The organism is Streptomyces qaidamensis, assembly GCF_001611795.1.
GTDB classification, from domain to species: domain Bacteria; phylum Actinomycetota; class Actinomycetes; order Streptomycetales; family Streptomycetaceae; genus Streptomyces; species Streptomyces qaidamensis.
Genome location: NZ_CP015098.1, coordinates 8,336,063 through 8,349,032, shown reverse-complemented (window position 1 = coordinate 8,349,032; position 12,970 = coordinate 8,336,063). Strand labels below are relative to the sequence as shown.

Below are 12,970 nucleotides of genomic sequence, written 5' to 3'. Positions count from 1 at the left end.
GCATGAACCCATTTCTGGCTCCCAGCCCCGCCGATCTCGTCCTGGTCAAGGCTGAAGAGCTTGCGGAGCATCCGGACGCCAACGCGAGGATCGGGGCAGTACTGCACCTGACCGGCGCTGTGCCCGATCTCGCCGGCCTGCGCGAGTACGTCACCGCCCATCTGGACGGCCTGCCCTGTCTGACGCACGTCCTGACCGGCAACGGACCGACCGCACGGTGGATGCCAGCGGACCCGGACATGACCCGGCACGTCCGCGCCCAGCACGCCGGCGGCGATCCGGAGGCTCTCGAGACGGCAGTGTGTCACGCGCTGAGAGAGCCGTGGCCGGAGGAAGCCCCGGCCTGGCGCATGATCCTTCTGCACGGTCACGTGCCCGACGGGTTCGCTCTGCTCTACCTCAGCCACCACGCCGTTCAGGACGGCGCCAACATCGTCGCGGTGCTGGATGCACTGTTCGGTCCGCGGGCGCTGCCTCACCAACTCCCTGCGCCCGCCCGGGACGCCTCCCGGCCCCCGCGGGCCGGCCTGCGCCAAACCGCCCGCAGCACCGTGAGCCTGCTGCGCCACGCGCGCCAGCACCGCCTGTGGCAATCGGCCTCGCATCCGCTGTCGAGCCGCCGCCACCTGCTGTGGGCCCAGGCTCCCTCCGCCGGTCTGCGCGCCGCGGCCCGCGACGGCGGGGCCAGCATCAACGATGTCTACCTCACCGCTGTGGTCCACGCGATCACCCAGTGGGCCAAGGACGCTTGGCCCCGCGCCACTGGCACGACGATCCCTGTGATGGTTCCCGTCAACGTGCGCACGCCCGACGAAGTCGCGGTCCCCGGCAACCGGCTGTTTCTGTCCCGGATCGATCTGCCCGGCGGCACCATGCCGGTGGAGCGGCGCCTGGCGCGCACGCGGGCCGTCACCTCTGTGCTGAAGTCCGCCGGACACAAGACGGTGCTGAGAGCGGCCCTCACCCGGCTTCCCCGACGACTGCTCCAGCTTCTCGTGGACGCGAGCACCGTCCCGGGCCGGCTCACCATCTGCGCCTCCTACCTCGTGGTGCGTCAGCCTCTGCACTACGGCGAGGCGGCAGTGCACCGCATCGACCCCATCATGTGCTGCCCGCCCGGCGTCCCCCTGGCCGTCGTGGCGGCGACGTACGAAGAGACCACCAGCGTCTCCTTCCGCATCGACACCGCCCTTCCCGGCGCCGACAGCCTTCCCGAACGCTGGCGCCAGGCCGTCACGGAGCTGACGCGCTCGGCCCCGCCACCCCAGGGCAGCACCCCGTAGGCGTCTGAACGGGCCGGTCACCGGGTGCGGTTGACGCTCCACAGCGGCAGGTGTTCGAAGAAGGTGACCGCTTCCTCCCGCCACCGTGACCGCCAGCCGGCGGCCACCTCGGTGGCCTGCTCCGCACAGCGGCGCATGTCCGCCTGCATCCTGCCCGGCACACCACGGCGCTCCCCGATCTCCCGAACGGCGGCGATGGTCTCCGTCAGGCAAGACGGATCGCCGAGCGCGGCCTCCACCACGCGACGCTCGGCGTCGTCGACGGCCGCCAGCAAGACACTGACCGTGTAGCTGTGCTTGCCGTCGCGGATGTCGGTGCCTGTCGGCTTGCCCATGACGGATGCGTCCCCGAACAGATCCAGGTAGTCGTCGCGCATCTGCCCGCAGATCCCCACCAGCCGCGCATACTCCCGCAGCTCCTTCTCGAAGAGCGCCGGCTGCTCGCCAGCGGCCAGGAGCCCGAGCTGCAGAGGCGCGAGAACCGAGTAGCGGGCGGACTTGTAGTCGGCCACGCAGTGCAGGACCTCCTCGCCCGGCGCGGCGGCGAAGTCGCGTTCCAGATCCACGATCTGGCCCACGAACGTGTCGGCCGCCGCCCGCGTCTGCACCTCGATCATCGCCTGCCGCACCGCCACAGGCACCTTCGCCTCCAGCAGCACCCGCAGCGACAGGGCGAGGGCAAGGTCCCCCGCGAGCACGGTCAGACCAAGGGCCGCCTGCGGCCGGGCAGGAAACCGCTCACGGTAGGCGTAGTAAGTGGACGGGCCGCCGCGGCGGGTGGGGCTGTCGTCGATGAGATCGTCGTGCACCAGGCCGTGAGTCTGCAGCAGCTCGACACTCAGCGCCGCAGCCTCCAGCCCCTCGACCGGCTCCTCCGTCACCAGACGCGCCGCCTCATGCAGCAAAACGACCCGCATCCGCTTCCCGCCCCGCAAGGACAACTCCCGCAGCAACCGCAGGCACTCCGGAGTGAAACGGCTGAACGACGGCGCACCCAGCCCGACGCTCAACGTGTCGAAGTACTCCTCGAAGAGCGTGTTGAACCAGCGCTCATATCCAGAGACACGATCGAGAACCTGCTCGGTCATCGCGAGTTCTTCCTGCTCGGGAGTCGGGTGACACCGCTGTAGACGTGCGACGATTGACGTTTGGTGCCCTAGGGCCGCGGTCGCAGCAGGGTCAGGAAGTGTACTGGGTGGCCTTGACCGCCAGCCCACGCAGAGCACGATCCGCGGACGGCGGGAAGCCGGCCCCGTCCAGGACGCGCAGGACGTGTTCGTAGCGGGAAGTGATCATCCGCTCGGTCTCCTCGCGCGCCCCCGTCGCGAACAGGATGTCCCGGATCTCCGCCGCGTCACGCTCCTCCAGGTCGGCCCGGCCCACCAGCCGATCAAGCCGCGCCCGCTGGACCAGGTCAGCATTCTGCAGGCCCAGGGCCAGCAGAACCGTCCGCTTGCCCTCCCGCAGGTCGCTCAGGCCCGGAGCGCATGCGCCGTCCGGGCTTCCGAAGACGTCCAGCAGGTCATCCCTCAGCTGGAACGCCTCCCCCAGCGGCAAGCCCAGCCCGGTGAAGACCTCCATCGTGGCGTCATCGGCCCCGGCGACAGCAGCCCCCAATTGCAGGGGCCGCTCGATCGTCGCGGTGGCGGTCTTGTAGCGGATGATCCGTAAGGCCGCCTCGACGTCATCAGCGCCACGGCCCGTGCCCATGACGTCCAGGTACTGCCCGTACATCACCTCTTCCAGCATCGCGTCATACAGCCCATGGACAAGCCGCTGCCGGCCGGACTCGATCGGAGCGGTGTGCAGCAGCTCCTGCGCCCACATCAGGGCCAGGTTGCCCACCAGCAACGCGCCGCCCGCACCCAGCCGCTCGGCCCGCTCGCCACCTCCCAGCCGGGCACGCATCACACGGTGGACCGCGGGCCGCCCGCGGCGGCTGGCCGAGTCGTCCATGATGTCGTCGTGGATGAGCGCGAAGGCCACGAACAATTCCAGCGACGCCGCCACCCGAACCGCCGATGTCACATCGCCATGGCCACCGGAGGCGTGCCAGCCCACCACGCACAAAAGCGCCCGGATCCGCTTCCCGCCGGCCGCCAGGAAGTCGCGCACGGTCTCCACCACCTCCGGCGGATGCCCCCGGCCGGCCGCCGCACGAACCTTCTCGGCCAAGAAGCTTTCAAGCACCGCATCAACCTGGCGCTGCACCGCGCACAGGTCGATCGCTTGCGCGTCGACCACACCCGACGTCACCACTCACCACTCCCAACCAGGGGAGCCAGCTTCATGCGGACGGACGACAATGGGCGATAGCTGTCCCCTGACTCAGGGCTCTGACGACAGCCGAGGCCGCTGACTGTCCGCGTCACCCATTTGGTCTGCATGATCCGTCCAACGACCCACACCGCTGAAGAGCACGCTCGGCGTGGTCACCTCCCTGACTTCGATCACCCACACTTGTGGGCGTTCCTCGGCAGCGGCTCGCCGAGCGTCGGGCCGCTCATGCTCTGCATTCATTTCGCCGAACTCGATCGAGTCAGGCCCGCGTAGCGGTGTGCCACTCCGCCGGGAAGCAGGTATTCGGCCAGCAGGTTGTCGGCGCGGCGGGATGGCAACCCCATGTCGTGCAGGAGTTCGTCCGCGCAGTGGATGTCGTAGGGGCCGAAGTCGTAGCCGCCGGAGCCTGGCAGTACCTGCTCCTGCCAGGCCAGGCGAGCGTCGATGGCCTCCCGCATCCCCTGCTCGTCCGGGGTGGTGCGCAGCGTCGCCCGGAAATGGCTGGTCAGCCAGTGCGCGGTGAGTTCCATGCCCATGATGTTGTTGAACACCTGCCGGAAACCGACGAACCCGAGCCGGTCGGCGCCGGGTGGCACGATGCCTCGGTAGAGCCGCAGCCGCCCGTCGTCATCGTGCACGCGCACGCTCGAGTCCAGGAACGGGAAGACTTTGTGGTGCCCTGTGGCGAACACGATGACGTCTGCCGCCACTTCCTCGCCGGTCGCCAGTCGGAGCCCCTTGTCGGTATATGCCTCGACGGCACTGACCTTGGGGGCGATCAGGCCGCGGCGGACGGCCCGCACGTAGCCGCGCGGCATCACTCCCGCGTGGGCCAGATGGAAGGGGAGCGCGTGAGCGGGCCGCAGTTGCCTCGGCAGCCGGTACAGCCCGGTGGAAAGCAGCACGTCGCGGGTGATGAGCCACCACAGAGCCCGCTTGACCCGCTCGTCGATGCGGTCGATCGGACGGACGCAGGCCGGATCGTGGTAGCGGGGCAGGAGCGCCTCACCGAGCCGGGTGAACAGGATCCACTTGTAGTTGACCAGACCGAGCAGGAACCGCTCGGGGATCATCCAGTTCACCTTGCGCTGCACGATCGTGGCTGAGGCCGCCTCGTGTGCGGCGCGGGTGATCAAGTCCAATGCGGACTTGCCGCCGCCCACGACGACCACGCGCCGGCCGGCGAATGTCCCGGCCCGCACCTCGTTGGAGTGCAGCACGGTCCTGCGGAACGACTCACGCCCGGGCAGCTCGGGCATTTGGGCATGATGATGAGCTCCACTGGCGACAACGACATAGTCGAATGTCTCGCGATGAACGTCCGCCGCCTTGTCCCCGGTGGGCCGGGAGTCGACCGACCAGCCGGAGGCGCCCACCCGCCCGGGCCCCTCCACCGGCCGGATGGAGATCACCTCGGTACCGGGCCGGACGCGGTCCAGCACACCGAAGGTCTCCGCGTACTTCTCCAGGTAGCGTTGCGTGTCCACCGCGCTGGCGAAGTGCAAGCGGTTGGGCAGGTCCGCGAACTCGAAGATGTGGAGCGCGGACTGGTTGGCCAGCCCGTCATAGCAGCCCTCTGATGACCAGATCCCGCCGACCTGCTGGTACTTGTCGAAGACCGTGACGTCGAAGCCGTTCTCCAGCAGCACCTTGGCGGCGACGATTCCCCCGGGGCCGGCCCCGACCACACACGCTCTCATCAGCTGTCACTCCCCATGGGCGATCGCCGTGTCCAGCTCGCTCATCATCCCGGTCGCGGGCCTCCCTGCCCAGGGCGCCCTCCGGTACCTGAGGCATCAGAAGCTGAACGAGCACGGCCACACCCCCGGGCACGACGTACGCGGTCAACGCCCACAGACGGAGACAGTCGCGCGCATCACGGTGCGTCAGAAACCTGGAACCGTATCCATTTGTCCCTGCGGCAGTCGGCGACAGGTGCCGTCTGGAGTCTGTAGCATCGCGGCTGTGCCCGACGTATGGATCGGTCTCGACGCCAATGCCCGGCGTAGGAACTGGTGGTGGACCGGCTTCCTGACCCTCATCTGCGCCGGCACAGCGGAGGCAACGGCACTGTCCGCGCCGGCCACGGAACGATGGTGGTGGGTTGCTGGCGTCGGCGTGTTCTGGCTGATCGCGCTCTTCTACATGGTCAACCGTGGATACGGACGCACGCTCCTCACGCCCAACGGGATGAAGTTCCGCACGTTCGTCAGTCGCAGATCGATCCGGTGGGACGAGATCACCCGGATTGAGAAGCGACGCCACCAAGCACGGAGTGGTGAGTGGTGGGATCTGTGCGCCGTCCGGGTTCATGGACGGTCACTCACGATTCCGGGTGCCTTCGCCAGCAGCCAGTGGGATGCCGACCTCGAGGAGCAGTTGGTGGTGATCCGCGAGTACTGGTCCCGCACGGTCGACGGCTGATGGCGCTCGGGCCGCGGTGGCTTCAGGCCGCTCCACGAGCAGGCCGCGTTCGAAGCGGGCTCCGGCGCGGACGAGGGCCACGAGGTGGGGTGCGTTGACGCCCTCCAGCGCGCCTGGGCGGACTCGACGAGCTTGAAGACCATGGCAAGCGCGCGGCCGCGCTGCCGGCACCCTTGGTGACCTTGGTCCTCAGTCGCACTGTCGCGAAGGTCGGGAGTTCACGTCGCAGCAACGGGAGGTACGGGAACCCCAGGAGTGGCGGTGACCGGGGGCACTGGTGCCGGAACACGAGAAACCACGGCCGGAGGGCCGTGGTTTCGTTCGCGGAACACGAGAGGGCGCATGGCGCCTGTGCGAGGTCAGGCCCGGTCGGTGGCTTGCTGAGAATTGGAGGACGCCCCATGTCACTCCGCCGGTGAACTGCCTGTGTAAACGGATGCTGGGCAGGCCAATATGAGGCTGGGGCCGGAACCAGTGAGGGCCTGGTGTGACTCAGGGCTTGAGGATCAGGCGTAGCGGGTTGCCCTCCTTCGTGTGCAGGCGCTCTACAGCGACGCTCGCCTTCTCCAGCGGCAGTACGTCGGTGATGGACCGGGAGAAGTCGAGCCGTCCGCCGCCCACGAGGTCCACGAGCTGCGGTACGGCGTCGAGCTTGGTGCCGAAGTGCCCGCGGATCTCGTGCTTCAGGTAGCTGAACATGGTGCTGTCGTTCACGACGAGCGGCCGGCCGGACAGTCCGGCCAGGATCAGGCGGCCTTCTGGCGCCAGGACGCTCAAGGCTTGCTCGTGCACGGGGGTGACGCCGGCGAAGTCGAACGCCGCGTTCAGAGCGCGTCCCTTGGTGACGGACAGTACCTGTTCCCTGAACGTGGGGTCGCCGGAGTCGAGGGCGAGGTCCGCACCGAGGTCCAGCGCCCGCCCTCGCGCGGCGGCAAGCGGGTCGACCGCGATGATCGGGAAGGCGCCGACGGCCCGCAGCAACTGCACGGCGTGGGCTCCCAGACCGCCCACGCCCCAGACACCGGCCGCCTCGCCCGGCCGGACGGCGGCGGTGCGTACGATGGCGTCCCACGGGGTCGACACGGCGTCGGGGATGATCGCCGCCTGCTCGAACGGAAGGGAGTCGGGCAGGGGGAACACGGACTCGACGCTCGCCAAGGCGTATTCGGCCCATCCGCCGTCGAAGTCCACCCCGCGGGTATGCATCTGACCGCCCCTGATGTCACCCGCCTGCAGAACCACCCGCTGGCCGAGGGTGAACTGAGTGACGCCGTCGCCGAGTTCGACGATCGTGCCGGAGACCTCGTGGCCGACGGTGACGGTGTCGCCCTGGAGGTGCGGAGGACGGCCGAGGGTGCCGTCGATGAGGTGGACGTCGGACATGCACACACCGGCCGCCGCAACCTCGATGAGCACGTGGCCGGGGCCGGGTGTCGGCCGGGGTACCTCCTCGATCGTCAGCGTGTGGGTGGGCAGGTGCAGGCGCGCAGCTCGCATGAGGGTCATGGATGTGTCTTTCCTCTGAAGGGTTTCCTCGCCGGTCCGATCGGACGACGGGTGACGGGAGGGAGCCGGATGGTGCGCAAGTGGCTCAGCCGTCGTGCGGGGCGCCGATGACCGCGCGGTCCCGCACGCGAGCTGGAACGAGGCGCCGTCGATGGCGCCGAAACGGTCGAGCACCGCGATCACGGCTGCCGCACCGTCGATGCCCGGCAGCGCCGGCCGATGGGTACTGCTCAGGCGGCGGGCGGCTTCGGCCCATGCCGCCCTCCGCGCCGGTGACCACCGTCACCGGTCGCTTGGTCCTGTCGTGCCACTCAGTCCGGGTCCGCCACCTTGAGGATCAGTTTGCCGGGCTGCTTGCCGGTGAACATCGTCGGCAGCAGGGCCGGGGCGTGCTCGAAGCCTTCGACAACGTGCTCCTCGACGTGCAGGCGGCCTTCCCTCACCCACTCTCCGAGCTGGGCCGCTCCCTCCGCGAGTCGGTCACGGTAGAAGAACAGCAGGATGCCCCGCACGGTGAGTTGGTAGGTGCAGATGCGCATGTAGTTGCTGGGGCCCTGCATCTTGACATCGCAGTAGCCCGATGACATGGCACCGCAGATCAGCACTCGTCCGAGCGGGTTCATGTGCAGCAGCATCGTGTCCAGCATGTCGCCGCCGACATTGTCGAAGTAGGCGTCGACGCCGTCCGGGCACAGCTCGCGCAGTCGTGCGTCGAGGTTGTCGGTCTTGTAGTCGATGGCCACGTCGCAACCGGTCTTCTCGACCACCCAGCGGCACTTCTCCTCTCCACCGGCTGTACCGATCACCCTCTTGGCACCGAGCGCCTTGGCGATCTGAACGGCCAGCGACCCGGTGGCCCCGGTCGCGGCCGACACGACCACGGTGTCGCCCGGCTTCACCTGAAGGCCGTCGGTGATGCCGAAGTAGGCGGTCAGTCCGCCGACGCCGAACACGCCGAGGTGCCAGGACAGTGGGTGGTCCGCAGGCGGCAGCACGCGCAGAGGCATGGGGCCGTCGCCGCGGGCGAGCACATAGTCCTGCCAGCTCAGGAAGCCCTCGACCAGGTCTCCCACCTGATAACCGGGGTCTCGTGAGGCGACGACCTGGCCGATTCCCATGGTCCGCATCGGCTCACCGATCCGGATCGGCTCCATGTAGCCGCCGTCGTCGGTCAGCCAGATTCGCTGGCTGGCGTCGTAGCCGAAGTACAGGGAGCGAACAAGCACTTCGCCGTCGGTGGGCACGGGGATGTCGGCTTCGTTGAACCGGAAGTCCTCGGCGGCGACAGCACCGACCGGGCGGCGTTCCAGCAGCCATTGGCGGTTGACGGTGGAAGGGGGCATGAGGTTCTCCTTGAGAGAGTCGCGGGCACAGGGGGTGGCTCCGGCCCAGGTCGTTACCGATCGCTTTGCGCGATCTCGTCGGACCCGGGGCTTGTCCGGTCAGGTAGCCGTGACCGCCATGCAGACGGAGGTGTGCGTCGAGTACGCCGTACCGGCCTCGGCGAGAAGGAAGCTCGGCGCGGCCCTGGTCGGGGACGTCCGAAGACTCGGTCGGGGCAATGGCACGGAGACGGGTCCCATGTCGGTGTGGAGAGTCGGACAGGCCACGACGCCTGGGCCGACGCAGGCGAGTTCCTCGGCAGCCGCCGTCACGCAGGCAGCCGACCCGCCGTACTCCTCGGGGACCCTCTGACCGTTCGCTAGATCTGCCGCTCGTGGCCGCGCCAGAACGGCTCACGGACGTCCTTCTTCAGGACCTTTCCATTGGCGCTGCGCGGCAGGACGTCCAGGAAGACGACCTGCTTGGGGGTCTTGATGCCGCCGAGCTGCGGCCGGCAGTACGCGATCAGCGCCTCCTCTGTCAGCTGGGCACCGGGGTTGAGCTCGACCACGGCGGTGACGGCCTCACCCCATTCCTCGTGCGGAACGCCGATGACGGCGCAGTCCTGCACGGCCGGATGGCTCCAGACGACCTGCTCGACCTCGCTCGGGTAGACGTTGAAGCCACCCGAGATGATCATGTCCTTCTTGCGGTCGGTGATGTGGAGGTAGCCCTCGGCGTCGAGGAATCCGACGTCTCCGGTGTGCAGCCACCCGTCGACGAGGGCCTCCGCGGTCTTGTCGGGGGCTTTGTAGTAGCCCTTCATGACCAGGTCGCCGCGCACGCAGATCTCACCCGTCTCGCCGGCGGGAAGGATCCTGCCGTCGTCGTCGAGGATCTCCACGCGCACCAGCGGAGCGGGGCGGCCTGCCGCCGACAGCCGGGAGTCGTCGGCGATCCTGCCGTCGGTGAAGTGCTCCTCGGGCCGCAGGAAGGCGATCGCGGCCGGTGCCTCCGTCTGCCCGTAGCCCTGGAACAGGACAGGGCCGAAGACCTCGATGGCCCGGCGCAGTTTCTCCGTCGACATGGGCGCGGAACCGTACATGAGGTACTTCAGTGAGGAGAAGTCCCGCTGCTCGATGCCGGGGATCTCCAGCAGCCGGTAGATCACGGTCGGGGGCAGGAAAAGCTCGGTGACGCGGTGCTTCTCCACCAGGTCGAGCAGCTGCACCGGATCCGGCCGGCTCATCACGACGACCGTGCCGCCGCGCGCCGTGCAGGGCAACGTGAGGGTGCCCGCCGTGTGCGTCATCGGTGCGGCGACGAGGTTCACGACGGGGTCGTCCTCCCGGTAGGAGGCGGCGAGCATCTGCTGCACGGCGCTGACGCTCAGACCCCGGTGCGTGTTCATCACTCCCTTGGGGGCGCCGGTCGTGCCGCCGGTCGGCATGATGCCGGCGACCGACGCCGGGGAGGGGGTGAAGTCGGGGCGGTCGGCAGCGGCGTCGCGGAGGAATTCCTCGAAGGTGACGGCGCCGGCGCTGGACGCGATGACCGCGTCGGAACCCAGCGAGACGACGGTGTGCAGCTCGTCCAGGTCGGGGCGCAGCTTCTCGACGACCGGCAGGAACGGCTCGTGGCAGAACAGCACCTCGCAGTCGAATCCCTTGAGCAGCCGCTGTATCTCCTCGGGCGGGCTGGCGGGGTTGACGGGAACCCACGCCAGCCCGGCCCGCCACAGTCCGAGGACACAGGCCCACGCGACCGGGTCGTTCCCGGCGAGCACCGCGCCCTTCGCCTCACGGCCGGTCGCCCGCTCCAGCAGGGCATGGGCCACGCGACACGAGAGCTCCCCGATCTCCTGGTACGTGAAGGACCTCTCGCCTGCGATGAACGCCACGCCGTCCGGGTTGGCTCGCCAGCCGCGATCGAAGAAGTCGGTCACTGCCATGGGGTGTTTCCTTTCGATCGTCCGCGGCTCATGGCCTGGCCCAGCCGGCGCGGTGCAGCAGCGCGGTGAGGTAGCCGAACTTCATGGTCAGCAGGTGGTTCTCGCCGTCCTCTATGCGGGCTGCCCGGGCGTCGCGGAAGAGCTTCTCCATCGGGTACTCGCGCGTGAGTCCGTAACCGCCGAACAGCTGCAGCGCCTCGTCGGCCACCTCGAAGGCGAGATCGGTGCAGGTCACCTTGGATCCGGCCGTGTAGTAGGGGTGCTTCTTCGGCGACAGGAAGGTGTAGTCGGTGGCCCGCCGGGAGACGGCGCGCATGGTCTCCAGCTTGCGGGCGATGGCGCCCAGCCGGTACTGCACCAGCTGGTGGTCGGCGAGCAGCGCGCCGCCCTGCCGCCGCTCGTGGCAGTACTCCAGCGCGTACTCGAAGGCCGCCCGGGCCAGCCCCGTCATGATCTGGCCCATGGCGACGCCGGCCGAGGACCAGGTCGACGCGTGACCGGGCCAGTAGTCGTCGCCGAGCGACAGGGCGAAGCGGGCGGGCACCTTCACGTCGTCGAAGTAGACCTCGCCCTGCGGCAGGGCTCGCTTGCCCAGCTTCTCCAGCGGCCTGCCCCGGCTGACCCCCGGCAGGTCGAGCGGCACGACGACCTCCACACCGCGCGGGTGGCCCTCCGCGTCGAAGAACCCCTCGCCGTAGTCGGCGGCGATCGTCAGGAGGCCGACCTGGGCGACCGGTCCGTTGGACACCCAGGCCGAGCTCTGCCCGCTGATCACGATCTCGCCGCCGGACACCCTCGCGGTCAGGTTGCCCTTGTTGCCCTGGCGGGCGGCGGCGTGCCGCTCCGCCGGGTACAGGCTCAGGCCGTCGGAGCCGCGGTCGGGCTGCGTGCCGATCCAGCAGCCGAGCCTGCCCTCGCACAGGTCGACCAGCTCCTGGTTGCCCGACCGCGCCGCCATCAGCCTGGGGAACGCTCCGGCCCCCAGGGAGACGGCCAGGCCGGCGTCGCCCCAGCCGAGTTCCTCGACGACAATGGCCTGCAGGCGGGCCAGGGCCTGGGGAGGCACCCCGTCGACCGTCGCGTCGAACTCGATGCCGGAGGCAGCCGCCGTCTTCAGGAACTGCCAGTACGGGGAGTCCGGGGCGACGACCTCCTCCGCGCTCAGCCGGTCGATCGCGATACCCGCCGGACGCATCACCTCGCGGGCGAACTGGTGCATCGCCTGCTGGACCGCGCGCTCGTCGTCGCCGAGCGGCGGCTCGAAGCCGGTCAGCTCCACGTGCGGCAGGCCGGGGCGCACCGCGGCGGAGACGTTCTCTTCGGTCTGCTGTGGCATGGTCAGCTCCCTCTCCGTCACTTGGCCGTGGTGAGGTCGCCCTGCGCCGCGATGGTGGCGGGCAGGTCCAGCTCGTGCTCGGCGTCCTGAAGAGCGGCGAACTTCTGCAGGTACTCCTGGACGGCGGGAATCACGAGCAGCGTCCGCATCGCGTTGTTCTCCACACCGAAGCCGGAGAACTGGGCGTCGACCGCTCTGTTGTAGACCTTGGTGAACACCTCGTTCACCGCCGCGACGGAGCCGGCGGAGCGGGCCGCGAGCCGCTGCGCGAGGTCGTCGACGTAGCCGCAGATGTCGTCTGCGGGCAGAGCGCGGTTGACGATGCCGTAGGCGGCCGCCTCCTCGCCGTCGAAGTCACGGGCGGACAGGATGACTTCGCGGGCACGGGCCGGACCGATCTGCAGGGCCAGGCGGGTGGTGCCTCCGCCGGCCGGGAGGAATCCGCCGGATGCCTCGGGGAAGCACAGGCGGCTCTCCAGAGTGGCGAAGCGCATGTGGGTGGCGAGGAGGAACTCCAGTCCGGCGCCGCGGCAGACGCCGTCGACCAGGCTGATGGTCACCTGCGGCAGCGCTTCCCACATGGTGGTGAGTGCCTGGACGACGTTGATGTCGTCGTACTTGCTCTGCGGCACGTCGGGGTCGCTCATCGTCCGGAACAGGTCGTTCAGGTCGAAGTGCGCGAGGAAGAACTCCGGGTTGGCGCTGCCGAAGACCACGACCGAGGTCTCGCGGTCGAACACGAGCTGTCCGGCCAGGTCGAACAGTTCGCCGACCATCTCGATCGTCATCAGGTTGATCGGTGCGTTGTCGAAGTCGACGTGGAGGATGCGGCCTTCGCGCCGCAGAGCGAGGGTCTTGTAGGTCATG

Annotated in this window: 10 protein-coding genes and 1 pseudogene; 2 read left to right on the top strand and 9 right to left on the bottom strand. The window is 69.0% G+C overall.

Translation table 11 applies throughout. The features are described 5' to 3' along the window. Nucleotides 1–2: 2 nt before the first annotated feature. The gene (locus A4E84_RS36600) at nucleotides 3–1,283 is read left to right on the top strand and encodes a wax ester/triacylglycerol synthase domain-containing protein (protein ID WP_159029661.1); all 1,281 of its coding nucleotides are present in this window, start codon (nucleotides 3–5) and stop codon (nucleotides 1,281–1,283) included. Nucleotides 1,284–1,300: 17 nt separating this feature from the next. Here the strand turns inward: A4E84_RS36600 and A4E84_RS36595 are convergent, their stop codons facing one another. The 3 genes from A4E84_RS36595 to A4E84_RS36585 form a co-directional block, all read right to left on the bottom strand. Further along, complete coding sequence (locus A4E84_RS36595; protein ID WP_062930662.1) at nucleotides 1,301–2,371, bottom strand: polyprenyl synthetase family protein; 1,071 nt, start codon at nucleotides 2,369–2,371, stop codon at nucleotides 1,301–1,303. 91 nt (nucleotides 2,372–2,462) lie between these two features. Continuing rightward, nucleotides 2,463–3,539 (bottom strand): polyprenyl synthetase family protein, encoded by a 1,077-nt coding sequence (locus tag A4E84_RS36590; RefSeq protein WP_062930661.1) that lies wholly within the window; start codon nucleotides 3,537–3,539, stop codon nucleotides 2,463–2,465. Between the two features lie 260 nt (nucleotides 3,540–3,799). Continuing rightward, on the bottom strand, nucleotides 3,800–5,263 hold the full coding sequence (locus tag A4E84_RS36585) for a flavin-containing monooxygenase (protein WP_079129263.1): 1,464 nt from the start codon (nucleotides 5,261–5,263) through the stop codon (nucleotides 3,800–3,802). A gap of 265 nt (nucleotides 5,264–5,528) precedes the next feature. Here A4E84_RS36585 and A4E84_RS36580 point away from each other — a divergent pair, with 265 nt between their 5' ends. Continuing rightward, nucleotides 5,529–5,987: a hypothetical protein gene (locus tag A4E84_RS36580; RefSeq protein WP_062930659.1), complete on the top strand. Its 459-nt coding sequence runs from the start codon at nucleotides 5,529–5,531 to the stop codon at nucleotides 5,985–5,987. 24 nt (nucleotides 5,988–6,011) lie between these two features. Here A4E84_RS36580 and A4E84_RS43985 read toward each other — a convergent pair. The 6 genes and pseudogenes from A4E84_RS43985 to A4E84_RS36550 all read right to left on the bottom strand — a co-directional run. Further along, nucleotides 6,012–6,198: pseudogene (locus A4E84_RS43985) on the bottom strand (IS256 family transposase); the annotation flags it as partial. 281 nt (nucleotides 6,199–6,479) lie between these two features. After that, nucleotides 6,480–7,493 carry a zinc-binding dehydrogenase gene (locus A4E84_RS36575; RefSeq protein ID WP_062930658.1) on the bottom strand — a complete coding sequence of 338 codons (1,014 nt, stop codon included), beginning with the start codon at nucleotides 7,491–7,493 and terminating at the stop codon, nucleotides 6,480–6,482. 311 nt (nucleotides 7,494–7,804) lie between these two features. Continuing rightward, a complete protein-coding gene (locus A4E84_RS36570) occupies nucleotides 7,805–8,836 on the bottom strand; it encodes an NADP-dependent oxidoreductase (RefSeq protein ID WP_062930657.1) in 1,032 nt (343 codons plus the stop codon). A gap of 359 nt (nucleotides 8,837–9,195) precedes the next feature. Next, the gene (locus A4E84_RS36560) at nucleotides 9,196–10,767 is read right to left on the bottom strand and encodes a class I adenylate-forming enzyme family protein (RefSeq protein WP_062930655.1); all 1,572 of its coding nucleotides are present in this window, start codon (nucleotides 10,765–10,767) and stop codon (nucleotides 9,196–9,198) included. Between the two features lie 28 nt (nucleotides 10,768–10,795). Then, entirely contained in the window at nucleotides 10,796–12,103 is a 1,308-nt protein-coding gene (locus A4E84_RS36555) for an acyl-CoA dehydrogenase family protein (RefSeq protein WP_062930654.1), read from the bottom strand. Nucleotides 12,104–12,120: 17 nt separating this feature from the next. Further along, complete coding sequence (locus A4E84_RS36550) at nucleotides 12,121–12,969, bottom strand: enoyl-CoA hydratase/isomerase family protein (RefSeq protein WP_062930653.1); 849 nt, start codon at nucleotides 12,967–12,969, stop codon at nucleotides 12,121–12,123. Nucleotide 12,970: the final 1 nt, after the last annotated feature.

What these genes read in the sequence shown, in the direction of transcription:
- A4E84_RS36555 (WP_062930654.1), bottom strand. Translation starts at nt 12,103, where the DNA reads ATGCCACAGCAGACCGAAGAGAACGTCTCCGCCGCGGTGCGCCCCGGC.
- A4E84_RS36575 (WP_062930658.1), bottom strand. Translation starts at nt 7,493, where the DNA reads ATGACCCTCATGCGAGCTGCGCGCCTGCACCTGCCCACCCACACGCTG.
- A4E84_RS36585 (WP_079129263.1), bottom strand. Translation starts at nt 5,263, where the DNA reads ATGAGAGCGTGTGTGGTCGGGGCCGGCCCCGGGGGAATCGTCGCCGCC.
- A4E84_RS36570 (WP_062930657.1), bottom strand. Translation starts at nt 8,836, where the DNA reads ATGCCCCCTTCCACCGTCAACCGCCAATGGCTGCTGGAACGCCGCCCG.
- A4E84_RS36560 (WP_062930655.1), bottom strand. Translation starts at nt 10,767, where the DNA reads ATGGCAGTGACCGACTTCTTCGATCGCGGCTGGCGAGCCAACCCGGAC.
- A4E84_RS36550 (WP_062930653.1), bottom strand. Translation starts at nt 12,969, where the DNA reads ATGACCTACAAGACCCTCGCTCTGCGGCGCGAAGGCCGCATCCTCCAC.
- A4E84_RS36600 (WP_159029661.1), top strand. Translation starts at nt 3, where the DNA reads ATGAACCCATTTCTGGCTCCCAGCCCCGCCGATCTCGTCCTGGTCAAG.
- A4E84_RS36595 (WP_062930662.1), bottom strand. Translation starts at nt 2,371, where the DNA reads ATGACCGAGCAGGTTCTCGATCGTGTCTCTGGATATGAGCGCTGGTTC.